The sequence below is a fragment of the Synechococcus sp. H70.1 genome (genome assembly GCF_047502705.1).
In the GTDB taxonomy this organism is placed as follows: domain Bacteria; phylum Cyanobacteriota; class Cyanobacteriia; order Thermostichales; family Thermostichaceae; genus Thermostichus.
Window position 1 is genome coordinate 4,084 of record NZ_JANSIV010000152.1, and the last position, 22,744, is coordinate 26,827.

Sequence of the window (22,744 nt, forward strand, 5' to 3'; positions counted from 1 at the left end):
TAGGTTTTTTCCCTGAGCGTGGCCATTGACAATTTCCCAGACCAGCCGCCACTTGTGGTCAATTTGGGTTTCAGGGGAAAGGATAGATCCCCGCAGGCTGGCCAGTTGCAGGCAAGCTGCGCTCAAATCGGCCCCGCTGAGGTTGGCTCTCTCCAAGCTGGCCCACCGGAGGTCGGCTCCCTGGAGGTCGGCTTCCTGCAAGTTAGCACCGACAAGCCGTGCCCCCCTTAGGTCTGCTTGCGCCAAGTTGGCCCCCCGCAGGTCAGCCCAATCCAAGTTGGCCTCGCTCAAGTCCGCCTGAGCTAGGTTTTTTCCCTGAGCGTGGCCATTGACAATTTCCCAGACCAGCCGCCACTTGCGATCAATTTGCGTTTCGGGGGAAATGACGACCCAGTTCAGGTTGGCGTCTGCCAGATTGGCTCCCTGCAAGTTGGCGCCAATGAGATTGGCCCCCATCAGATTAGCTCCCTTTAAGTTGGCTCCTCTCAGATCTGCGCCGCTGAGGTCTGCCTGGCTGAGGTTGGCTCCAATCAGGCTGGTGTGGCTTAGATTGACCTGGCTCAGCCTTGCCCGAACTAAACTAGCCCCGCTTAAGTCAAGCCCCCTTAGATCTAGCCGGCTAAGGTTGACCCTCCCCAGATCTGCCCAGCGAAAGTCCCGCTCGCCGGCTCGATATCTCTCTTCAGGGTTTCCAACTGGACGTAGGGGAACGGGATATCTTTTTGCTACTTGCACCAGTGGAGGGATGCCAGAGTTCAGTAGGGTTTTCCAAACCGCAAACTGCACTTCCCAATCCAGGGGTTGTAGCATTGTCTGTAGAAAAAGCTTTCTGCTTCTTTGGCCAAAACTTCCAATAGCTCCATTTCCGCTAACGAGATCCCCCCTTCTAGAAACCAACTGAATAACTTCTAAACTACCGGCAACTTGTCCACCCTCGCTGATAGCCACGGTCTATCCCCTGTTGGCTAGCTTCGTCTCTATTTTTACCTTGGCCCTGGAGAGGGCTCAAGTCAAACTTGAGGGGTTCTCTCCAGGAAGCCAGTCTTAATCGAGTCTTAAGATTGTCTAGAGCATTTCAAGCATGCCAGGCTCGAGAAGAGGAGTTCAAACCTGGAAAAGGGATCCCTTGTGCCAGACAATTGAATTGATGGTCATTTCAAACTCGATTAAGACGTTCTCTAGGCACTCCGTGCTGCCGGCCCGTTCGCGATAACCTATAGAAACCGCAGCAGCCCTGCCCTGTACCTGTAGGGTCGGGAGGAATAGGGCTTTGCTTGAGAGGGTAAAGCTATGAGCCGAGTCCTGACTCTCTCCCGCAAGCTCAAGGTCTCTACATCGCCAGCCGCCAAGCTGGAGGCGACCTTGTTTGCTTTTTTGCCCAAGCCCTGCTTGCACCAGCGGGTCGGAGGCCTTACTGGGTGAAGCAGAACACCGTCCAACTGAAATCCGTACCCGCTTTGGCTTATCCAGCAATAAGGACTCCGTCCCGCTGGCGCGATTGGCACAACAGGTCTGCAGGCAAGTGGCCTCTGCCCGTAGGGTTGCCCAGCCGGAAAATCGTCCGGTCAAGGTGTTCGAGAGTGGCTTTGTTACCTTTCCCGCTAGCGGGACGAAGTCCTTTTCTGCAAGAAGGCCTGGACAGGGTTGCTGACCACCGTTGAGGGGCGGGAACTTTGGCGGTCGGAGTCGGGTAGTTTACGCCAAGCTCTTGCGCAGCACCCCCTGCACCAGCAGAACTGACACCACCACAAACCCCGTCAAGAGGCCCAGGGATCCCGCCAGGGTGAGATCGCCCCAGGGGGCCTGCAGCACCACATCAGCAAAGCTCCAGCTGCTGGTGCGATAGACGTGGCGAATCGGCTCAATGGCAAAGGTGAGCGGGTTAAGGCTAGCCACCCAGCGCAGCCAGGTGGGCATGAAGCTAAGGGGAGCCAGAGCGGTGCTGGAGAAAATCAGGGGCAAATTCACCAAAAAGATAAAGGCCAGCAGCTGCTGGTGACCTGGCATGGCAAAGGCCAGGCCCAAGCTCAGGGCCGTAAAGCCCAAGACCAATAGGCCCACGATCAAGGCCACCACTGCCAGCCCCCGCCCGTCCGGGATCCCGCCGCCGAGGACGTAGTCTGCCCCCACGATCACTGCCGTCTGCAGCAGCGACAAGCTGATAATGAACAGGCTAGAGGCCAGCACAATGGAGAAGCGAGAGGTAAGGGGAGCCACCAGCAATCGGTTTAAAAATCCGAACTCCCGGTCGAAAATCACTGGCACGCCGGCATTTAAAGCCCCGCCAAAGGCCGTAAACACGATAACTCCTGCTCCCAAAAACTGGGTGTAGTTTTGTCCAGCCCCAAAGATGCCAGCAGGGGCGTTCTGAAATAAGGCCCCGAACAAAATCAACCAAAGCAGCGGCTGGATGATGCCGACCAGCAGGGTTACGGGGCGACGCTGCAGTTGGATAAACAAGCGTCGGGTGAGGGCAAAAGTCTCCTGCCAAAAGTCGGCCGTAAATAGAGGAACTGGGTTGGATGGGGTTGGGGAAGCGGCAGAGGTCATACCAAGGCTCCTGCAAAGTTTTGAACGAGGTAGGGATCGGGAATCAGGGAAAATTCTTTTTGCCCAGGTTGGCTTCAGCGGCAGCCAGCTCCGCATCCAGGAGGGTTTGCCCGGTTGCCGCCAAATACACATCATCCAGGCTGGGACGGGATTGGGTGCTGCTGAAAACCTCCAGCCCATGGGCCTCGAGGCAGGCACGGATCTGGCTGAGGGGATCCTCCCCATTGCGCCGCACCACCAAGTTGAGGGCGTTGCCCTGGGCGCTGTTGATTACCACTTTTTGGACAAAGGGCAGGGATGCCAGCAGTTCGGCTCCCCGCTGGGCCAGTTCTGGCGGCGCAAACTCCTGCAGCTTGACAGTGATGCGCTCGCCACCGACGCGGGCCTTTAGCTCTTCTGGGGTGCCTTCGGCAATCACCTTGCCGCGGTCGATGATGGCCACCCGATCCGCCAACAGGTCGATCTCCTCCAGGTAATGGCTGCTGAGCACCACCGTCACACCGGTGTTTTTAAGCTGGCGCAGAAAGTCCCAGATGGCCTGCCGGCTGGGAATATCCAGGCCCACTGTGGGCTCGTCCAAAACCAACACCTGGGGCTGGTGGAGCAGTCCTGCCGCCAGATCTAGGCGTTTGCGCAGGCCGCTGGAGTAGGTGCCGATGCGTTGGTCGGCGCGGTCGGCCAGCCCCAGCAATTCCAAGACCGCAGCAATCCGCTCTCGGGCCAAAGGCCGCGGCAGGTGGTAGAGATCCGCCTGCAACTGCAACAATTCTCGCCCCGTCAGCACCTTGTCTAAGGCCACCTCCTGGGCAACGAAGCCCAGCTTTTCGCGTACCGCCTTGGGATTTTCATTGACCGGGATCCCGCACACCTCGATCCGGCCCGCGTCAGGGCGCAGCAGGGTGCACAGGCAGTGCAGGGTAGTGGTTTTGCCGGCGCCGTTGGGGCCGAGAAGGCCATAGATCTGGCCAGGCTCTACTTGGAAGGAGACATCCGCCACCGCCAGGGTGGATCCGTAGCGCTTCTGGAGTTGTTGAACCAAGACCGCAGGGGTATCTGACATGGGCCTCCACCTTTCGCTTCCTCTAGGCTATCAAGCCGCTTGGGAGAAAGGGGGAGCCATGGGCTTGCCCCCTCTCGGCAGCTCTGTAGCCGCCGACTCCCTGGGAAGTTGGGAGCCAAACCAAGCCTCAGGGTATAGTAGTTCAGGCCACTGGGTAGGTTGGGGGCGGATCCCTGCCCACCTTGCCATTGAGTTCGGTTGGGCTAAACCGTCGCCAACGGTTGTGGAGAGGAGAGGAATGCTCAAGCCAAAGCTTGCCTGCCGATCCCCCTTGCCAGCTTTCCCCCAAGGGGGCTCTGTGGCAACCCTTGGAACTTTGGTAACCTTTGCCCTCGGCCTGGTCGGCTGCGGCGAGGCAACAACCCCGCTTAGCCCGCTGGAAAATGCCTTTTTGCGGGCCGACGACTTTGCCATTACGGGGGGATCCCCGACGGCGGGCGCGGTGGGGCCTTACCTCCAATTCAACCTGCGGCGGCAGCGGGACAACCAGATCTTGAATCGTCCTTTCAACGTCTATGTGGAGAATGCAGGGCTGGCAGAAGGGCAACCTCCTCTGGTCGATAACCAAAACCGCCCCCTCCTGCTGCAGCGCTCGGTGGCCTTTTTGGGCAATGGCCTGGATCTGAACAGGGATGGCCAGCCGGATGCGCCTCCCCCCGATCCCCCCAGCCTCACCAGTGGCCCCCTGCTGCCCTATGCACCGCCCAACAACTGGCAAAGCCGCGCCGTCCTCGCCTACGTCCCTGGCCAGTCCAGTATCCCCGGACGTGGCCCTAGCGACCGCTTTGGCATTTACTTTTCTTCCCTCCTGCCCTACAGGGGGCAGCTTCGCTTTCGCGCCCGCGACGAACTGGGGAATGCCCCTGCCCGCACCTTTGAGGTTACCTACTCCCCAGCACCCCGGCGGGCCAATGTCACTGTTACCTTGGCCAACGTTAGCGCCAGCCCCCAAGAGCCGGTGCTGATTGCCATCTGCAACCAGTTGGGAGCTGCTGCCGTGGTGGGCCTGCGGAGCGGCACCTTTACCGAGCTGGTGGACCTTTTGCCAGCCCCTGACTTGCCGGTGGATCCCAGCTTAAGCGAGCCCATCCGCTACGTGGCCGAGGCCTATCAGTTTAACCGCGAGCGAACGGTTATCCGCGTCTCCCAGAATCCTGCCGATCCCAGCCGCATGAGTGTTCCCCTCTTGGGATCCGAGGGCGCAACCGGCAGGGCGGATTTAACCCTGCTGAACTCTACTGAGGATCGGCTTACTTGCTTTAGGGATCGCCTCTCCGACCTGCGGAATACTTTTTCTGACTTTTTTAGATAACTTTTGCCCCCAAGACCCCCTCTCCCTCCAGCAGAGGGGCTGGGGGTGAAAATCCGTTCCCAGCAAGCCTTTTTGGACTGTCTTTGCCGCTTGGGGCGTCTTTGTCTCAGCCCCAGCTGGGGGCTGCCCTCCTTTCCGGTTGGATGGAATTGCGATATGCTAGTTTCCCAACTCTCATAACGCGAACGATTCCCAGCTGTTTTTCCTCCTATGACCCCCCATCGCTCCCAGGTCTCGGTTCCTATCCTGCAGGAAAGCTGGCACTTTCAAGAGCGAGATGCCTGCGGCGTTGGGTTCCTGGTGGATCGCCAGGGGAGAGCTAGCCACGAGCTGCTGCAAAAAACCCTTGCTGCTCTTGCTTGCATGGAGCACCGTGGCGGCTGCGGCGGCGACAACCAAAGCGGCGATGGAGCTGGCATTGCCACAGCCATTCCCTGGCAACTGCTGCAGGCAGAGAGGGAGGAGATCCGGGCTTGGAATCCCCGCCGCAGTGCCGTGGGCATGGTGTTCTTGCCCCCGGATCCCGCCGAGTGCCAGGCGGTGCGCCAGCTCATCGACGAGTACTTGGCTGCCACAGAGTGGGGACGGCCCCTCTGGCGCTGGGTGCCGGTCAATCCAGACTGCCTGGGGCCAATGGCACGGCAAACCCTGCCCTCCATCTGGCAGATGCTTCTTACCCATCCCAGGCTGGAGGGAGATGAGCTGGAGCGACAGCTTTACCTCTTGCGGCGGCGCCTGCGGCGGCAGGTGGAAAGCCGGTTTGGCTATTACTCCATCTACTTTGCTTCCCTCTCCTGCCGGCTAATTGTCTACAAGGGCATGGTGCAGTCGGCGGCGCTAGGCCAGTTTTACCGCGATCTGCAAAACCCCCTCTACGCCACCGCCTACGCCACCTACCACCGCCGCTTTAGCACCAACACGCTGCCCCGCTGGTCGCTGGCCCAGCCCTTCCGCTACCTCTGCCACAACGGCGAGATCAACACCTACCTGGGCAATGTCAACTGGATGGCCGCCCGCGAGCCCTCTTTGGCCCATCCCCTCTGGGGCGAGGCCATCGAGGAGCTCAAGCCCGTCATTGATCCCGGCACCAGCGACTCGGCAGGCCTGGACGCGGTCTTTGAGCTCTTGGTTGCCTCTGGCTACTCTAGCCAGCAGGCAATGATGGTGCTGATCCCGGAAGCCTACCGCCACCAGCCAGAGCTGCAGAATCACCCGGAAGTGGTGGACTTCTACGAGTTTTTCGCTGGCCTGCAGGAAGCGTGGGATGGGCCGGCGATGGTGGTCTTCTGCGACGGCAAAACCATTGGCGCCACTCTAGATCGCAATGGCCTGCGCCCAGCCCGCTACGCCCTCAGCCGCGACGGGTTGCTGGTAGTGGCTTCGGAAGCGGGGGTGGTTCCCCTGCCGGAAGCCGAGATCCTAGAAAAGGGGCGGCTGGGGCCAGGGCAGATGCTGACGGTGGAGCTGCAAAGTGGCCAGCTCTACAAAAACTGGGAGATCAAAACACAGGTGGCGGCTCAGCACCCCTATGGAGAGTGGTTGAGGGCTCACCGCGTTCAGTTGGCTAGCCAAGACTTTGAGAGGACCCCGCAGCTTACCGAAGAACAGCTGCTCCAACTGCAAACCGCCTGCGGCTACTCCTCGGAAGATGTGGAGATGATTATCGAGGAGATGGCGGCTACGGGCAAAGAGCCGGTTTTCAGCATGGGGGACGACGCGCCGCTGGCGGTGCTCTCCGCCCAGCCCCACCCCCTTTACGACTACTTCAAGCAGCGCTTTGCGCAGGTGACCAACCCCCCTATCGATCCCCTGCGGGAAAGCTTGGTGATGTCTTTGGACATGTATCTGGGATCCAAAGGCAACCTGCTGGAGATCCGCCCTGAGCATGCTCGCCTGCTGCACCTACGCAGTCCGGTGCTCAACGAGGCGGAGCTGGCCGCCCTGCAGCGCACGCCTTTCTCCTGCCGGACGCTGCCCATCCTCTACTCAGTGGCCGCTGGGCCAGAGGGGCTGGCTGCTCAAGTGCGGGCCCTGTGCCAAGAGGCGGCGCAGGCAGTGCGGGAAGGAGTAGAGATCTTGATCCTCTCAGATCGCGGTCTCAGTGCTGAGCAGGCCTTGATTCCGCCTCTGCTAGCCGTAGGGGCTGTCCACCATCACCTCATTCAGGAGGGGCTGCGCCTGCGCACTTCTCTGGTGGTGGAGACGGCTCAGTGCTGGAGTACCCACCACTTTGCTTGCTTGATTGGCTATGGGGCCAGCGCCGTCTGCCCTTACCTAGCCTACGAGGCGGTGCGCCAGTGGTGGCACAAGCCCAAGACGCAAACCCAGATGGCGGCCGGTAAGCTGCCCCAGGTCTCGGTGGCTGAAGCCCAACAGAAGTACCGCGCCGCCATCGAGGCGGGCTTGCTGAAGATCCTCTCCAAAATGGGCATTTCCCTCCTCTCCAGCTATCACGGGGCGCAAATCTTCGAGGCCATCGGCCTCAGCCAAGAGGTGATTGACCTGGCCTTCCGCGGCACGGTGTCGCGGGTGGGGGGGATGACCCTGGCGGAACTGGCCCGCGAGGGTATGGCCAATCACCGGCGAGCCTTCCCAGAGCTCACTGCCAAAAAATTGGAGAACTTTGGCTTTATCCAAGCGCGGCCCAAGGGCGAGTACCACATCAACAGCCCAGAAATGGCCAAACTGCTGCACAAGGCCATTGCTTCAGGGCAGCCCGAGCACTACGAGATCTACCGGACCTATTTGCGCAACCGCCCCCCCACTGCTCTACGGGATCTGCTGGACTTTCGCAGCGACCGCGATCCCATTCCCCTAGAAGAGGTAGAGCCCGCTACAGCCATCTTCAAACGTTTTACCACGGGGGGGATGTCGCTAGGGGCCCTCAGCCGCGAAGCCCACGAGACCCTAGCCATTGCCATGAACCGCATCGGTGGCAAGTCCAACTCCGGCGAAGGTGGAGAAGATCCAGAGCGCTACATCCCCATCACCGACGTCACCCCGGAGGGCACGTCGGCGCGCTTCCCCCACCTGAAGGGCCTGCGCATGGGGGACAATGCCAGCTCGGCGGTGAAGCAGGTGGCTTCGGGCCGCTTTGGCGTGACGCCAGAGTACCTGCTTAACGCGCAGCAAATTGAGATCAAAATTGCCCAGGGGGCCAAGCCAGGCGAAGGCGGACAACTGCCGGGCAAAAAGGTCAGCCCCTACATCGCCAAGCTGCGCCGCTCTAAGCCAGGGGTGACCCTGATCTCGCCGCCGCCCCACCACGACATCTACTCCATTGAGGACCTGGCGCAGTTAATCTTTGACCTGCACCAGGTCAACCCGCAGGCGCAGGTGTCGGTAAAGCTGGTGGCGGAGGTGGGCATTGGCACGGTGGCGGCAGGGGTAGCCAAAGCCAATGCCGACATCATCCAGATCTCTGGCCACGAGGGAGGCACAGGGGCTTCTCCTTTGAGCTCCATCAAACACGCAGGGGCGCCCTGGGAGCTGGGCTTGGTGGAGGTGCATCACGCCCTGCTGGAGAACGGCCTGCGGCAGCGGGTAATCCTACGGGTGGATGGCGGCATCCGCACCGGCTGGGAGGTGGTGATGGCGGCCATGCTGGGGGCGGAGGAGTTCGGCTTCGGGACAGTAGCCATGATTGCTGAGGGGTGCATCATGGCGCGGGTGTGCCACACCAACAACTGCCCGGTAGGGGTGACCAGCCAGAAAGAGGAGCTGCGCAGGCGCTTCCCCGGCACTCCTGACCAGGTGGTTACTTTCTTTACCTTCCTGGCTGAGGAGGTGCGCCAAATCTTGGCTCAACTGGGCTACCGCTCTTTGGAGGAGGTGATTGGGCGGGTGGATCTGCTCTGCCCCCGCGCTGGTGTGGTTTTGGAGAAAACCCAGTCCTTGAATTTGGAGTGTCTCCTGCGAACTCCCCCGGGCTTTGCTCCCCACCAGCGGCCAGAGTGGCTAGAGCACGAGCCGGTGCACAGCAACGGCCCAGTGCTGGACGACGCCATCCTGGCTCGGCCTGAGGTGCAAAAGGCTATTGAGACCTGCGGCACGGCCATGCTTGAGCTTCCCATTGCCAACACGGATCGCTGTGTGGGCGGGCGCATTGCTGGCACCCTGGCTCGGCTGTATGGGGATGCAGGCTTTGCCCAGCAAGGGGGGCTGCTGGATCTGCGCTTTGTGGGCACAGCCGGTCAGAGCTTCGGGGCTTTTACCCTGGCGGGCATGCGCCTGACCCTGACGGGGGAAGCTAACGACTACGTGGGCAAGAGTATGTGCGGCGGTGAGATCGTCATCCTTGCCCCCCCAGAAGCCCCCCGGGATCCAGCAGAAAACGTGATCCTAGGCAATACTTGTCTGTACGGAGCCACCGGTGGATCCCTGTTTGCCAACGGCCAGGCGGGAGAGCGCTTTGCCGTGCGTAACTCCGGTGCCCAGGCGGTCATCGAGGGATCCGGCGACCACTGCTGTGAGTACATGACCGGCGGCGTGGTGGTGGTGCTAGGGCGGGTGGGCCGCAACCTGGGGGCGGGCATGACCGGCGGCCTAGCCTACGTATTGGATGAAGAGGGCAACTTCCCCGCCAAGGTCAACGGCGAGATTGTGCGCATCCAGCGGGTGCAAACGGCAGCCGCGGAAGCGCAACTGAAGGGCCTGATCCAGGAGCACTACCGCCGCACCCATTCCCCCAAGGCCGAGCGTATCCTTAAGAACTGGGAGTCCTACCTGCCCCTGTTCTGGCAGGTGGTTCCCCCTTCCGAAGAAGGCAGCGAGCTGACGGATCCCACGCGATCCCAGCCGGCAACAGTGCAGTTGTAGGGGATCGCAGGGCCGGTCGGTAACACTTCTTATCCCCCCGACGGCCAAAGGGGCTGGTAAACTGCGAGAGTATACAGGAGTATACAGGCCTTTTATCCTGCAACCCCTATGACTTCCACGTTGCAAGCTGCCCGAACCCAGGCGCGAGTGCCCAAAGAGACCCTCCTAACACCCCGCTTTTACACTACTGACTTCGAGGCCATCGGCAAGATGGGGCTGGGCGATCGAGAGGCTGACTTTCGAGCCCTCCTAGAGGAGTTTCGCGCCGACTACAACCGCCACCACTTTGTCCGCGGTGAGGAGTTCAACCAAGATTGGGAAAGCCGGCTTGATCCGGAAGCGCGGCGGCTGTTTGTGGAGTTTTTGGAGCGCTCCTGCACAGCGGAGTTCTCTGGCTTTCTCCTCTACAAGGAGCTATCCCGCCGGCTGAAAAAGACCAACCCCATCTTGGCCGAGTGCTTTGCCCTAATGAGCCGGGATGAAGCCCGCCACGCCGGCTTCCTCAACCGGGCTATGGGCGACTTCAACATGGCCTTTGACCTGGGCTTTTTGACCAAGCACAAGTCCTACACCTACTTTGCGCCCCGCTTTATCTTCTACGCCACCTATCTCTCGGAGAAGATCGGCTACTGGCGCTACATCCTCATCTACCGCCACCTCGAAGCTCATCCCGAAAACCGCATCTACCCCATCTTCAATTTCTTCAAGAACTGGTGCCAGGACGAGAACCGCCACGGCGATTTCTTTGCTCTCATGCTCCTGAGCCAGCCGCGGCTGCTCAAGGGATGGGTAGCGGAGCTGTGGTGCCGCTTCTTCCTGCTGTCGGTATTTGCCACCATGTACCTCAATGACGTGGGCGAGCGCCCGGACTTCTACCGCCTCATCGGCCTGGATCCCCATACCTACGATATGGAGGTGATCTACAAGACCAACCGCGAGGCGGCCAAGGTCTTCCCGGTGGTGCTGGATGTGGAGAACCCTGAGTTTGTGCGCCGGCTGCAGAAGTGCGTGGCCAACAACGCCAAGTTGAGGGAAATTGCCCGCGGTTCTGGCCCCTTCAAGGGCCTGCGCAAGCTGCCCCTTTACCTCAACAACGCCTACCAGTTCCTGCGGCTGTTTCTGCTCAAACCGCGCAAAGCTGGCTTTTACTTGTGGGAGCAGCCGGAGCCTCGTTTTGAAGAAGCGGATGTTTCTGCTTGAGCGGCTCTTGATCCCAGCTCAGTATCGATAAGCCTCGTAGGTCAGCCATGAACATCGCCGCCGAGATTACGCCCCTCTTTTTGCTGGGAACGCTGGCCTTTTTGGGGTGGGGGTTCTGGCGAGCCCGCCAGCGGGGATCCCTGGCTGTCTGGGTGTGGTTCCAGGGATCCCTGCTTCTTTTGCCCTGGGTGGTCTTCCTAGGGCTCTTGCTGTTTGGGGTTTACCTCAACTTTGCCGGCTTCCTCCTGCTCTTGCTGGTGTTCACGGGGCTCTACATTGCCGTGGGGCGCAAAACCCGCCAGTTGGCCCAGCAGGAGCTGCAGGCGCGGCGGCAGCAGTTGGCCCAGTTAGGGGAGCGGCAGGAAGCCTCTTCGGCAGCTGAGGGGGAGGCGCCTGGGGAACGGCCAGCAGTGGTGTTGCGGGGCATCTCTGCGGAAGATTTGCAGGCCATTCAATCCATCTTCAGTCTGGACACCTTCTTTGTCACCGAGACTATTCCCTATGGGGAGGGGGCAATCTTCAAGGGCAACCTCCGCCGGGACGCAGAGGTAGTGGTGCCCCTGCTTTTGGAAAGGCTGAAGGAACGAGTGGGCGGCCGCTACCAACTGTTTTTGGTTGAGGATGCCTCGGAAAAGCCAGCGGTGGTGGTTCTGCCAGACGAGATTGTTAACTACCGCACTTCGACAGGGGCAAAGATCCTGGCTGCAGGCCTAATGCTAGCGAGCTTTCTGGCCACTTTGGAGGTGGGGGCCAACCTGCTGGGCTTCCGGCTGTTGGAGGCGCCAGGGCGCTGGGTGGAGGCCCTGCCAGTGGCGGCGGGGATCTTCGCCATTTTGCTGGTGCACGAGACCGGCCACCGCTGGATGGCCGGCAAGTACGGCGTGCGCCTCAGCCCGGCTTTTGTGATTCCCAGCTTGGGGATTGGCACGCTGGGATCCCTAAACCGCATCCAGTCGCCGGTGCCCAACCGCAAGGCCCTGTTTGACATTGCCTTTGCCGGCCCGGCGGCGGGGGGTCTTCTTTCCCTAGTGGTGCTGCTGGTTGGCTTGAAGTTGTCTGGCTCCAGTGGCCTATACGTGCCCACGGAGATCTTCCGCAGCTCCATCCTGGTGGGCACGCTGGCGCGGCTGGTGCTGGGATCCCAGTTGCAGGCGGAGCTGGTGCCCATTCACCCCTTCGTGGCCGTAGGCTGGATTGGCCTGGCCATCACCGCCTTGAGCCTGCTGCCGGCGGGCCAGTTGGACGGCGGGCGGATCGTGCAGGCGGTGTACGGGCGGAAGACGGCGGCACGTGCTACGGTCATCACCCTGATTGCTCTGGCAGTGGCAGCCATTAGTAACGTTTTGGCCCTCTACTGGGCGCTGCTGATTCTCTTTATTGCCCGCGAGCCGGAGCGTCCCCCGCAGGATGAGATTACCGAAACCGACGGCCAGCGGGATGCCTTGGCGCTGCTAGCTCTCTTTTTGATGGTGATGACCCTGCTGCCCATTGCCCCAGCCTTGGCGGGCTTCCTCAACCTCCCCAACGGCTAAAGTCTGGGAAGCTCGATGTCGCCGCCGGGAAAGGGCTTTGGCCCCAGCCGAGACAACAGAGAGAAGCATCTACAGCGCCTGCTGCTTCAGGCTCTCCACCATCACCAGAGGGGGCAACTGCAGGAGGCCAGCTCCCTCTATCAACAGGTGTTGCAGGCCCGGCCCACCCACCCGGAGGCGCTGCACCTTTTGGGGGTCTGTCGGCAGCAGCAGGGATCCCTGGAGGAGGCCATTGCCCTGATGCAGCAGGCGTTGGCGCAGCAGCCGTACTTTCCCGACGCCCACTATAATCTGGCGATTGCTCTTAAGCAGGCAGGTTACCTGGGGGAGGCAAAAGCCCACCTCCAGCAGGCTCTGCAGCAAGGGGGGCCGGATCCGGAAGTCCTGTACCAGTTAGGACTGGTGCTGCGGCAGCAGGGGGAGTTGGAAGCGGCCCTGGTGCCGCTGAAGCAGGCTCTGGAGTTGCAGCCAGACTTTGCCGATGCCGCCTATACGCTGGCCATCCTGTTGCGCGATTGTGGCCGGGAGGAGGAAGCGGCAGGGCTGTTCTACCGCCTCTGGCAAACTGATCCTGCCGATTTGGCAGCGGCCCTGGGCTGGTGTGTCAGCCAGTTGCCCCTGCTCTACGACACCTCTGAGCAGATCCCAGTTGCCCGGGAGCGCTACCGCCAAGCTCTGCAGCAGGTGAAGGCCCGCTGGGAGCAACTGCCGCGGGATCCCAAAACCCTAGAGCGGGCAGCTGCTGGTGTTGGCTCCGTCCAACCCTTCTTTTTGCCCTACCAGGGCCAGAACGACCGCGAGCTGCAGCACCTGTACGGATCCCTGGTAGGGGAGGTGATGGCGGCTCGCTACCCGCAGCCCCCCCTTCTCCTGCGGCGCCGTCCTGGGCGGCTGCGGGTGGGCATCGTCTCTGGCCTGTTCCGGGATCACTCTGTTTGGAAGATCCTGACCCATGGCTGGGTAGAAGCTTTGGATCGCTCCCAAGTAGCCCTCTACGGCTTCCACACCTCGGTCGTCCAAGACGAGATTACGCGCTCCCTGCCACCGCGTTTTGAGCAGTTTATAGCCGGATCCCGCAGCTTGGCGGAGTGGCAGGCGGCGATTCGAGCGGCCCAACTGGACGTGCTCCTCTACCCGGAAGTGGGCATTGACCCGGTCTGCGCCCAGTTGGCCGCCTTGCGTTTGGCCCCTGTGCAGGCCATGGCCTGGGGACATCCGCAAACCTCTGGCCTGCCGACGCTGGACGTTTTCATCAGTAGCGAACTAATGGAGCCGCCGGATGGGGCCGACCACTACACCGAGCAGCTCCTGCTTCTGCCTGGCATCGGCACCTACTACATCCCTCTGGACGTTGACCCCGCCCCTGTGGACTGGCAAGCGTGGGGTGTGGATCCCGATAGGGTGCTCTACCTCTGCGCCCAATCTCTGTTTAAGTACCTGCCCCAGTACGACGAGGTCTTCCCCCGCATTGCTCGGGAAGTGGGGCGGTGTCAATTCCTGTTTTTGCGGGGCCGCCTCTCCCAAGGGATCCGCCAGCGCTTCTGGCAACGGCTACAGCGAGCCTTCCACGCCTACGGCCTGGCCGCGGAAGACTATGTGCTGCTGCTGCCAGAACTCTCCCCCGCCGAGTACGCCGCCTACAACGCCCTGGGAGATGTTTACCTGGACAGCATTGACTGGTCTGGCGGCAACACCACCCTGGAAGCCTTGCCCCACGGGCTGCCCATCGTTACCCTGCCGGGATCCTTGATGCGGGGTCGCCACACCTACGCCATCCTGCAGCAGATGGGGATCCACGCCACCATTGCCTCTAACCTAGAGGAGTATGTCCGGATTGCTGTGCGCCTGGGCCTGGATGACCGCTGGCGGGAACAGATGGGCCAGCAGGTAAAAGCCCGCCAGGAGCGTGTCTACCGGGATCCAGCCCCCATCCGCGCCCTGGAAGCCTGGTTGCAAAGTCTGGTTTAGGTACTCTCATCCAGCCCAATAGCCTTAGCGCTAACCTGCCTGGGGAAGATCCCGGCCTTCCAGACGGCAGAACAGTTGCCGCATCAGCAGCTCCCGTTGGCCCAAAGAGAGATGGGGAGCAAGAGTGCTTGGAAAGTGGGGCATGGCCAGAGTAACGCGATCCAGCAAGTCGGCGCGGCGGTGCTTTTGCTGGATGGCCCAAGCCCGCTGCACAAGCTCTGCGGCTGTTTCCAGCTCCAGCCCCGCCTGTTGGGCCAGCCAAGCCGCCAATTGTTCCAAGTCGGGATCGAAGCGCAGCCGGTACATGTAGATCAGCATGCCGATCCCAAGCACTAGGCCTATGGCGCTGGCCACATAGGCAGCCTTGATGGAGGTTCCCGGCAGATAGGCCACCGCCGAGACGCGCAAGATTTCATAAGGGATGCGAATTAGGCTGTAGCCGACAACATAGGTCCAAACCCAGGTGCCATCTTTGAGTTTGGGGAAGCGCCAGAACATCCCCATCAAGAGGGCAAACAGAACCAGGTTGAGGACGCTCTCGTAGAAAAAGATGGGGTGAAAAAACTCAAACTGGCTGTACTCCGGCTCGCGGGCTTGGGGGGGGATGTATACCCGCAAGGGCCACCTGCTGTCGGGGGGAATAGGGGCACCGTAGGCCTCGGAGTTAAAAAAATTGCCCCAGCGCCCAATGGCTTGGCCCAAGATTAACCCCGGTGTGATCACATCGGCGTACTTCCAGCCGTTGATCCCGGTGGCGCGGCAATAGAGGTAGAGGGCCAGAGCGCCAGCCAAGATCCCACCGTGGATGACGATGCCTCCCCGCCAGATGGCGAAGGCCGAGAGGGGGCTGTCTTGGAACTCTGACCAGTGGGTGAGGACGTAGTAGAGGCGGGCGCCCAGAAACCCGGACACCACCAGCCACAGGGCCAGGATCTCGACCCGTTCGCTGGCCTTGCCAGGCTCTTTCTCCAGATGGCGAGCCTCTGCTAGGGCTTTGGTCAGGAGCAGGCCGACCAACACGGCAATGGCCATCAGCAGGCCGTACCAGCGCAGCCCCAGACCGCCCAGCAATGGAGTTTCGGGGGGAAAGCGAAAGACAAATTCTCCCGGCGAGCTGAAGGTAAGACCCAGCATGCTCTGCACCCCAAAATCCCCAATTCAGTTCCAGCAGCCGGCTTCCATCAGAAGACCCTATTGCGCCAGTGGGACAAAGTCCTGTCTGGGTTCCTTTCCGTAACCTTGAGCAGCCGTTGTCCCCTCCAGTAGGGATCCATTCTCCCCCATCTTGCTCCTCCGGATGCCCAGACGATTTAGTCCCGCAACACATAGCCTACCCCGCGCACCGTCTGGATGAGGCGCTTCTCCCCTGGAGCTTCAATCTTGAGACGCAAGTAGCGAATATAAACCTCGATGATGTTGGAGTCCCCTGTAAAGTTATGTCCCCACACATGCTCCAAAATCTGTTGGCGGCTGAGCACCTGGCGAGGATGTTCCATGAGGTAGCGCAGCAGCTCGTACTCTTTAGCCGTCAGCTCCACCTGTCGCTCCCCCCGCCTCACCTCCCGTGTCACGGGATCCAGGGTTAGATCCATGAAGACTAACTGGCCATTAGGCGATCCCTTGGGGTGCTGCAAATAGATCCGTATCCGCCCCAGCAACTCCTGCAGGCTAAAGGGTTTGACCACGTAATCATCCGCCCCGGCCTCCAGTCCTGCCGCTCGATCCGCCACCTCGTCGCTAGCAGTCATCAGCACCACCGGCATGCGGTTGCCCGTCAGGCGCAACTGCCGACAAACTTCCAGCCCCGAGATCCCGGGCAACATCCAGTCCAGCAGCACTAGGTCAGGCTTCTGATCACAAGCTGCCGCCAGCCCCGCCGTGCCATCGCTGACCACACTAACCCGATATCCCTCGTAGGTCAGCTCAGTTTCCAGGAAGCGGGCCAGTTTAGTCTCATCTTCGATCACCAAAATGTGCGCAGAGGAGGATTCCGGTTCTGGCATATTCTCTCCTCAAAGGAAGAGGCGGGAAACTTGCTCACTGCCCACCAGCATACCTCAGCCCTAGGGGTTGGCAGTTGAGGTTACTCAAAGCCTACGCCAGTCCTGTAGAATTGCCTGCGGTTGATCCCAGAGAGGGCTTTGAGTTATTCAAAGAGCATCCCTGTGGGCCATGTCGTCTCTACCCCCAATTGCATGGGAAAAACTGCCGGGCGCGAGGCTTTGGAACTGGCTCAGCTCACTCCCCCCAGCCTTTGATCGCCTCCAACTTTGGCCTGGGCAGCAAGGTGGTGGTAAAAGCCCCCAAGTGGCTGTACGTGCCCAGGGTGAGATCCTGGAGATTGGCTTGTTCCTGGGGGTGTGGCGCGGACAAAAAGTCAAGACCCAGGCCAACTGGTTGCAGTGGTGGACTGCCGACGGGAGTTTGCTTCTGGTGCGGGGGTTGGGTGGCGATGTGGGAGCGCATGGGTGGTAAAACCAAACGAAACCCATTGTCTGTGAGGAGTTTTCCCAATGCCAGGAAAAGGAACAGCACCTAAAAGTGGTGACAAATTGGAGCAGCGAGTTGTTGCTCTAGCACAATCTCTTGGATTGAAGACACAAGCAAGAGTCAAAGCAGGACGAAGGCTGTGGGGGCAACAGCGCTATATTGATGTGGTCATTAGCGATGAGGAAAGCGGCAAGCGACTAGGAGTAGAGTGCAAGTTTCAGGCGACGTTAGGTACAGCAGAAGAGAAGATCCCTGCAACCATTCAAGATATGGAGCACTGGCCTATTCCAGGGATCGTGGTGATTGATGGCGAAGGGTTCTCAAAAAACATGCAAGGATACCTGATGTCTACAGGGAAGGTGGTTTGGTTTAGCGATTTAGAAGATTGGCTACGTTTGTATTTTGGATTGTAACATGAGCGATTTGCTTCTTCCGCGACCCTTTCTAAAATGGGCTGGCGGCAAGACACAACTGACAGACGCCCTATTGGAGCGGATGCCCCTCTATTTCAACACTTACCACGAGCCTTTTGTTGGGAGTGGTGCACTTTTCTTTCGCCTGTACAGAGAACGCAAGATTAAACAAGCGATTCTTTCTGATATCAACGCCGAGTTGATAGATACTTACCTAGCCATTCGCGATCATGTTTGGGAAGTTATTCAACTGCTTTCTGAATTTCCATACGATAAAAGTTTTTATTACCAGATTCGAGAGAAAGATCCTTGGTCAATGAGTCTTGCAGAAAGAGCAGCACGCATGATTTACCTAAACAAGACAGGCTACAATGGTTTGTATCGGGTCAATCGGCAGGGAAAGTTTAATGTTCCTTTTGGACGATATAAAGCTCCAAAGTATCTGGACAAAGACAATCTTTTAGCTGCGTCCCTTGCTCTACAACATGCTGAAATTTTGTGCGTGCCATTTGAGACAGTTATCAAGAGAGCCAAGCCGGGCGACTGGGTGTATTTCGACCCACCTTATGTTCCTGTCTCGCAAACATCAAACTTTACTTCCTATCATGCCAACGGCTTCACCTTAAAGGATCAAGAGCGACTACGAGATATTTGCATTGACTTGAGCAAGAATAACGTGTACATCACGCTTTCTAATTCTGATACTGCAATCATTCGCTCTTTGTACGCTATGCCCTTCTTTGCTGTTGATGAGGTTCAAGCAAACCGGGCTATCAACTGCAAGGGGGCAAAGCGAGGAAAAATCACGGAGCTAGTGATCACAAACTACCCTGTTGAAAGAACGGTGCAGCTATGCTTACTGGAGCAGGGGTTGCCTTATTTGAATGCCACCCAACAGGCGCCTGCCCCTGCTGCTGCTCCGCTGCGCTTCGGCGTCGCTCCTGAGGCAACAGACTAGTAGGTGCGCCCGCGCCAAGAGCGGGGGCGACTGAGGGCTGACAAGATCACCCGCAGGACAGCCAAGGGATCCGCCAGGGGCGAAGCCCAGAATGTCCACGGGGGATCCTGGTAGGAGCCGCGAATGCCTACCAGCACGCCCAAGCGCAGGGCGAGTAGGCCTAAGTTTAGCCCCAACAGAACCTGCTCTGTTAGGGAAAAAGGCAACCCCATCCCGGCCTTGAGCCCCAGCCCCCCAACTGCCAAGACCGGGATCCCTTGGGTAAGCACCAGTAGGGCGATATCCCCCCACAGTTGAGCTTTGGGGGTGGCATCTTTTAAATCCAGGGAGCGGCCCCACTCCCGCCAGGTTTCGGCCAAAGACGTGTACATGCGCACCTTGAGCAGGTGCCGACCGTCGCAAAAAGCTACTTTAAAGCCGGCTGCCGCGATCTGCCGCACCAGGGTGACGTCGTCGCAAAAGGAAGCTCGCGCCAGCGTGTAGCCATTCATGGCTTCCAGCACCGAGCGGCGCACCAACATGCATTGCCCATTGGCCATCGTCCGCTCCGGCAGAGCAGCCGTGTCCCCTACCGCCCCATAGCGGTAGATCAGGGTTACCAAAAGAGCTGGCTGCAGCCAAGCTTCTCCCCAGTGCTCCAAGATAAACTGCGGCGCCAGGGTGATGAGATCCAGCTGGTTGGCTTGGGCAGTTTCCAGCAAGCGCTCTACCAGGCCTGGCTGGGGGCGGGTATCGGCATCAATACCCAGGATCCACTCAGAGGCGGGATCCGATTGGAGAAATCCATAGTGCAACGCCCAGGGACGACCTACCCAGCCACTGGGCAGGGGATCGTCGGTCAAGAGGCGAAAGCGGGGATCCCGCTCGGCCATCTGCAGCACTTTCTCGCGGGTGCCATCCTGGGAGTGGCTATCCACCACCAGTACCTCGCGCACAACCGCTCCCTGGCGGTGCAGCCCTTCCAGGCAGGGATCCAGGCGCTTGGCTTCGTTGAGGGTGGGCAGCAGGACGCTGACCAGGCCCGGCGGGAAAGGGATCCCCGCTTGGCCAGGGGGCAGAGGGGAAGGGCGCCACACAGCGGGCAGCAGCCGGGCCAGCAACACCGCTGCCATTGGCATCTGCAGGGCCAGCAAACCCAGGGCAGCCGCATCGCCGATCCAATCCGGGATCCCATGTGTATCCATCTCAACCTACTTTTCAACATCAAACAAAAGTTGCCCGGTGGAACCCAACCCAGCGGCTTCGGTTCAGAATCAGTGTGGCTCCTTCGCTGACCCTCACCTTTCCAGCCCTTTGTGGATGTTTCCACTCAGCTCAGCCCTGGGGGATCCCTTGTTACCCTGGTCAGGCTTCCGGCAGAAAAGCTGGATCCCGCTTTGGTGCGGAAAGAGCTGGGCCAAATTCTTGCCGAGAAACCCAAACACCTCTTACTGGATCTAAGCCAGGTTACGCTGATCAACAGCAGGGGGGTGTCGGCTTTGGTGTGGGCAAGACGCCTCTGCTCTGCCGCTGGCTGTCATCTCAAGCTCTGCGGCTTAGGAGAACAAGCCAAGCTGGTTCTCAAGGTTACCCGTCTGGATTCTCTTTTTGAGATTTATCCGTCGGTGGAAGCGGCCCTCAAGGAGGTCTCTGAGTCCTAAAGGGGAGAGCTTACCGCCTCCTCAAATCAAAACTCCTAGGGGCTAGTCTCCTGGTTCTCAACGGCCTGGGGCTGGTTTCTTTGGGCATAGAGCTTTGCCTGTTGCCGGATTTCCTCCCGCACCTTGGGCGGGGCCAGGCGGGCCGCTTGCTCAAACAGATCAGGGGCTTGTGCCCGGAGGCTTTCGTCGGTAGCGGAGCTAAGAGCAATGGCTTTGCCCAACAGGGGCGCAAAATCACTGGGATCCGCCGCTATCATCTCATCATAAAGGGCCACCGCTTTTCCCGTCTGGTTGTTGCGGGCGTAGATAAAGGCCAAGCGCAGGCGGACATCGTTATCTTCCGGTACTTCTTTCAGGTAGTTCTCCAGCAGGTCAATGGCTTCAGAAGTGCGGCCCAGAGCCAGTTGAACATCGGCCAGCTCCTGCAGAACTTGGCTATCTTTGGGATCCTTTTTGTGAAGGATCTGGAGCTGTCCTAATGCCCCTTCTAGATCTCCTGTCTCCCGCTGAATCTGAGCCAAAAAAGCTCGCAGTTGCCGATTTTCCGGCTCCAGTTCCACCAGCTTCTTCAGCGGCTCAATGGCCCCTTGCGGCTCGTTGAGCTGCAGTTGCGTGTCAATTAACCCCCGCAGGGCAATGGGGTTATCCGGCTCCCGTTCCAGCACGGCCCGGTAGCCGTCCGCCTGGGCCCGCAGTTGCTCGGTAACCAAATTGGCGGTGTCTGCCGAGTCAGAAGGCCCCAGTGCCTGCAGTATCGGGCCAAAGGAGAAGCCCAGGAACACGACTGCGCCAAACACCAGCATCAGGGCTTCCAGGAATTTGCGGAGGGGCGATTTGTCAGGTTTGGACTGAGGCATGAAGGGGCTCCACCAATCTCTCTGTACTCTATCATCGGCCCCCTTGAAAGCACAGCAGCCTACTGGCCAGGCCAGCGGCACAGGGATGGTGCTAGAACCTCGCCGGCAGCCCCCTTAACTTTGAACCTGCTGGAGCTGCTGCACCTGGGCCTGTAGGTAGGGGATCCCCACCCGGTAGCAGTAGTCGCCGAAGCGCTCTTGGGGGTGGCGCTCCTGCTTGTAGAGCTGCAGAAGAATTCTCATCAGGGGCACGATCTGGCTAATGTGCACCCGATCCTGAAACGGCTGGGCCAGGCGATCCCCTTGCGGGCTGGCCCCCAGCCAGATCTGGTAGTAGCCATCGGGGGCGGATCCCACCAAGCCGAGCTCTGCCAAGTAAGGTCGGGCACAGCCATTGGGGCAGCCGGTCATGCGCACCAAAAAGGGCGAATCCTGCAGCCCCAGCTCCTGCAAGAGCTGATCCAACTGGCGAATCAGGGTGGGCAGGGCTCGCTCCGACTCGGTAATGGCCAAGCCGCAGGTGGGAAGCGCCGGACAGGCCATGGAGAGCCGCACCAGCTCCGGGATCTCCTCTTTGGAAAGCACCCCGTGGGACTTGAGGATCTGGTTGATGGCCTCTCGCTGACTCTCCTCGATGTCAATGAAGATCACGTCCTGCGTAGGGGTTAGCCGCAGGTGGAGGGAAAATTCCTCTACAATCTTGCGCAGGGCCGTTTTCAGCTGCCGCTCCGGCGTATCTTGGATGCGGCCATTTTCAATCGAGAGGCCCAAAAACCAACGGCCATCCCCTTGCTCGTGCCAGCCCAGGTAGTCGTCGCTGTTGGGGACAAACTTGGGCATGCGCCGGAAGGGCAGTAGCTTCTCCCCCAGGTACTGCTCGACCACGCGGCGAAACTTGCGGATCCCCCAGTCGCGCACCAGATACTTCAGCCGTGCCTGCTTGCGGTCGTAGCGGTTGCCGTGATCCCGCTGCACCGCCAAAACCGCCTGGCAAACCCGGTACACCGCTTCCGGCGGGGCAAAGCAGAGTTTCTGGGCCAAAAGGGGTTGGGTCTCCTCCTTGCCGTGGGTGCGCCCCATGCCGCCGCCCACCACGATGTTGAAGCCCTTGAGGTTGCCCTTGCGGTCGGTGAGGACGATCAAACCCAGGTCTTGGGAGTACACATCGACGGTGTTCTCCCCGGCTACGGCGATGGCCGTCTTAAACTTGCGGGGCAGATAGACCGGGCCATAGAGAGGTTCCGGCCCCTCCAGCCTCACGCCGTTGCCCACAAACTGCTCGGCTTCCTGGACTTCCGGATCCACCGGCGGGATGGGAACCGGCTCTCCATCCACCCACAGCTCGTAGTAGGCAGAAGTCTTTGGAGCCAGGAGATCCGCCAGCTTGCGGGCGTACTCCTGGGCGTAGCGGTAGGCAGGCCGGTTTTTGTAGGGGGCAGCCGGCGCCATGACGTTGCGGTTAACATCGCCACAGGCGGCCAGGGTGGATCCCATCTGCCGGATGATGCTGGCAATGGTGGCCTTGAGATTTTTCTTTAGGATCCCGTGGAGTTGAAAGGTCTGCCGGGTGGTGGCCCGCAGGGTGCCGTTGCCGTACTCCTCGGCCAGCCGATCCAGGGTCAAGTAAAGCTGCGGCGGCACATGCCCCCCCGGAATGCGGGTGCGCAACATCATCTGGTAGGCCCGCTCCCGTCCCTCCTGCTTCCGCTGCTGCCGCAGATCCCGGTCGTCCTGCTGGTAGGCGCCATGAAACTTGAGCACTTGCGCCGCCGCCTCGCTAAAGTGGGTGGTGTCTTGGGCCAGCTCCTGCTGCAAGGGATCCCGCAGGAAATGGCTATCTGCCTTGATCTGCTCCACCTTGGAGCGCTTGGCCGCAGAGCCGACAAGGGAGCTCATCCGATTCTCCAGTAATCCGGTCGGAATACCTGTGAAACAGGGTAGCATCT

Annotated in this window: 17 protein-coding genes and 1 pseudogene; 9 read left to right on the plus strand and 9 right to left on the minus strand. The window is 60.0% G+C overall.

Annotated features, from left to right (window positions below):
• The 4 genes and pseudogenes from NW827_RS10075 to NW827_RS10090 all read right to left on the minus strand — a co-directional run.
• Positions 1-456 (minus strand): pentapeptide repeat-containing protein (locus tag NW827_RS10075; protein ID WP_414503650.1); only part of this gene is annotated, 456 nt, incomplete at its 3' end.
• A 54-nt stretch (positions 457-510) separates the two neighbouring features.
• A pseudogene (locus NW827_RS10080) lies at positions 511-810 on the minus strand (pentapeptide repeat-containing protein); the annotation flags it as partial.
• Between the two features lie 885 nt (positions 811-1,695).
• A complete protein-coding gene (locus tag NW827_RS10085; RefSeq protein ID WP_414404162.1) occupies positions 1,696-2,550 on the minus strand; it encodes an ABC transporter permease in 855 nt (284 codons plus the stop codon).
• A 43-nt stretch (positions 2,551-2,593) separates the two neighbouring features.
• Positions 2,594-3,610 carry an ATP-binding cassette domain-containing protein gene (locus tag NW827_RS10090; protein WP_414503644.1) on the minus strand — a complete coding sequence of 339 codons (1,017 nt, stop codon included), beginning with the start codon at positions 3,608-3,610 and terminating at the stop codon, positions 2,594-2,596.
• A gap of 298 nt (positions 3,611-3,908) precedes the next feature.
• On the opposite strand from NW827_RS10090, the gene NW827_RS10095 reads away from it, so the two are divergent.
• The 5 genes from NW827_RS10095 to NW827_RS10115 all read left to right on the plus strand — a co-directional run bounded on the left by NW827_RS10095 (position 3,909) and on the right by NW827_RS10115 (position 14,440).
• The gene (locus NW827_RS10095; RefSeq protein ID WP_414404160.1) at positions 3,909-4,922 is read left to right on the plus strand and encodes a hypothetical protein; all 1,014 of its coding nucleotides are present in this window, start codon (positions 3,909-3,911) and stop codon (positions 4,920-4,922) included.
• Between the two features lie 210 nt (positions 4,923-5,132).
• Positions 5,133-9,740 (plus strand): glutamate synthase large subunit, encoded by a 4,608-nt coding sequence (gene gltB / locus NW827_RS10100; protein WP_414503645.1) that lies wholly within the window; start codon positions 5,133-5,135, stop codon positions 9,738-9,740.
• A 108-nt stretch (positions 9,741-9,848) separates the two neighbouring features.
• Positions 9,849-10,940 carry a magnesium-protoporphyrin IX monomethyl ester (oxidative) cyclase gene (acsF, locus tag NW827_RS10105; protein ID WP_414404158.1) on the plus strand — a complete coding sequence of 364 codons (1,092 nt, stop codon included), beginning with the start codon at positions 9,849-9,851 and terminating at the stop codon, positions 10,938-10,940.
• 47 nt (positions 10,941-10,987) lie between these two features.
• A complete protein-coding gene (locus NW827_RS10110; protein WP_414362264.1) occupies positions 10,988-12,472 on the plus strand; it encodes a site-2 protease family protein in 1,485 nt (494 codons plus the stop codon).
• Between the two features lie 15 nt (positions 12,473-12,487).
• Complete coding sequence (locus NW827_RS10115) at positions 12,488-14,440, plus strand: tetratricopeptide repeat protein (RefSeq protein WP_414404157.1); 1,953 nt, start codon at positions 12,488-12,490, stop codon at positions 14,438-14,440.
• 30 nt (positions 14,441-14,470) lie between these two features.
• On the opposite strand, the gene lgt is transcribed toward NW827_RS10115, so the two are convergent.
• Together lgt and NW827_RS10125 are read right to left on the minus strand one after the other, a co-directional pair.
• On the minus strand, positions 14,471-15,574 hold the full coding sequence (gene lgt, locus NW827_RS10120) for a prolipoprotein diacylglyceryl transferase (RefSeq protein WP_414503646.1): 1,104 nt from the start codon (positions 15,572-15,574) through the stop codon (positions 14,471-14,473).
• A gap of 176 nt (positions 15,575-15,750) precedes the next feature.
• The gene (locus NW827_RS10125) at positions 15,751-16,443 is read right to left on the minus strand and encodes a response regulator transcription factor (protein ID WP_414362258.1); all 693 of its coding nucleotides are present in this window, start codon (positions 16,441-16,443) and stop codon (positions 15,751-15,753) included.
• 304 nt (positions 16,444-16,747) lie between these two features.
• Here NW827_RS10125 and NW827_RS10130 point away from each other — a divergent pair, with 304 nt between their 5' ends.
• The 3 genes from NW827_RS10130 to NW827_RS10140 are packed head-to-tail and all read left to right on the plus strand — an operon-like array spanning position 16,748 to position 18,301.
• Complete coding sequence (locus tag NW827_RS10130; RefSeq protein ID WP_414362256.1) at positions 16,748-16,915, plus strand: hypothetical protein; 168 nt, start codon at positions 16,748-16,750, stop codon at positions 16,913-16,915.
• 38 nt (positions 16,916-16,953) lie between these two features.
• Complete coding sequence (locus tag NW827_RS10135; protein ID WP_414362254.1) at positions 16,954-17,343, plus strand: PD-(D/E)XK nuclease superfamily protein; 390 nt, start codon at positions 16,954-16,956, stop codon at positions 17,341-17,343.
• Position 17,344: 1 nt separating this feature from the next.
• On the plus strand, positions 17,345-18,301 hold the full coding sequence (locus NW827_RS10140) for a DNA adenine methylase (protein WP_414362252.1): 957 nt from the start codon (positions 17,345-17,347) through the stop codon (positions 18,299-18,301).
• Here the strand turns inward: NW827_RS10140 and NW827_RS10145 are convergent.
• Positions 18,298-19,485 (minus strand): glycosyltransferase family 2 protein, encoded by a 1,188-nt coding sequence (locus tag NW827_RS10145; protein WP_414362250.1) that lies wholly within the window; start codon positions 19,483-19,485, stop codon positions 18,298-18,300. The genes NW827_RS10140 and NW827_RS10145 overlap by 4 nt on opposite strands.
• A 111-nt stretch (positions 19,486-19,596) precedes the next feature.
• Between NW827_RS10145 and NW827_RS10150 the strand changes: the two genes are divergently transcribed.
• Complete coding sequence (locus tag NW827_RS10150; RefSeq protein WP_414362248.1) at positions 19,597-19,941, plus strand: STAS domain-containing protein; 345 nt, start codon at positions 19,597-19,599, stop codon at positions 19,939-19,941.
• A 35-nt stretch (positions 19,942-19,976) separates the two neighbouring features.
• Here the strand turns inward: NW827_RS10150 and NW827_RS10155 are convergent, their stop codons facing one another.
• Together NW827_RS10155 and NW827_RS10160 are read right to left on the minus strand one after the other, a co-directional pair.
• Positions 19,977-20,798: a tetratricopeptide repeat protein gene (locus tag NW827_RS10155; protein WP_414362246.1), complete on the minus strand. Its 822-nt coding sequence runs from the start codon at positions 20,796-20,798 to the stop codon at positions 19,977-19,979.
• Between the two features lie 114 nt (positions 20,799-20,912).
• Positions 20,913-22,694, minus strand: coding sequence for an NADPH-dependent assimilatory sulfite reductase hemoprotein subunit (locus NW827_RS10160; RefSeq protein WP_414362244.1), 1,782 nt, complete (start codon positions 22,692-22,694; stop codon positions 20,913-20,915).
• Positions 22,695-22,744 lie beyond the last annotated feature (50 nt).

Bases quoted from the DNA above. Each gene is read 5' to 3' on its own strand.
- NW827_RS10085 (WP_414404162.1), bottom strand. From the start codon at position 2,550: ATGACCTCTGCCGCTTCCCCAACCCCATCCAACCCAGTTCCTCTATTT.
- NW827_RS10090 (WP_414503644.1), bottom strand. From the start codon at position 3,610: ATGTCAGATACCCCTGCGGTCTTGGTTCAACAACTCCAGAAGCGCTAC.
- gltB (WP_414503645.1), top strand. From the start codon at position 5,133: ATGACCCCCCATCGCTCCCAGGTCTCGGTTCCTATCCTGCAGGAAAGC.
- acsF (WP_414404158.1), top strand. From the start codon at position 9,849: ATGACTTCCACGTTGCAAGCTGCCCGAACCCAGGCGCGAGTGCCCAAA.
- NW827_RS10110 (WP_414362264.1), top strand. From the start codon at position 10,988: ATGAACATCGCCGCCGAGATTACGCCCCTCTTTTTGCTGGGAACGCTG.
- NW827_RS10115 (WP_414404157.1), top strand. From the start codon at position 12,488: ATGTCGCCGCCGGGAAAGGGCTTTGGCCCCAGCCGAGACAACAGAGAG.
- lgt (WP_414503646.1), bottom strand. From the start codon at position 15,574: ATGCTGGGTCTTACCTTCAGCTCGCCGGGAGAATTTGTCTTTCGCTTT.
- NW827_RS10125 (WP_414362258.1), bottom strand. From the start codon at position 16,443: ATGCCAGAACCGGAATCCTCCTCTGCGCACATTTTGGTGATCGAAGAT.
- NW827_RS10135 (WP_414362254.1), top strand. From the start codon at position 16,954: ATGCCAGGAAAAGGAACAGCACCTAAAAGTGGTGACAAATTGGAGCAG.
- NW827_RS10140 (WP_414362252.1), top strand. From the start codon at position 17,345: ATGAGCGATTTGCTTCTTCCGCGACCCTTTCTAAAATGGGCTGGCGGC.
- NW827_RS10145 (WP_414362250.1), bottom strand. From the start codon at position 19,485: ATGGATACACATGGGATCCCGGATTGGATCGGCGATGCGGCTGCCCTG.
- NW827_RS10155 (WP_414362246.1), bottom strand. From the start codon at position 20,798: ATGCCTCAGTCCAAACCTGACAAATCGCCCCTCCGCAAATTCCTGGAA.
- NW827_RS10160 (WP_414362244.1), bottom strand. From the start codon at position 22,694: ATGAGCTCCCTTGTCGGCTCTGCGGCCAAGCGCTCCAAGGTGGAGCAG.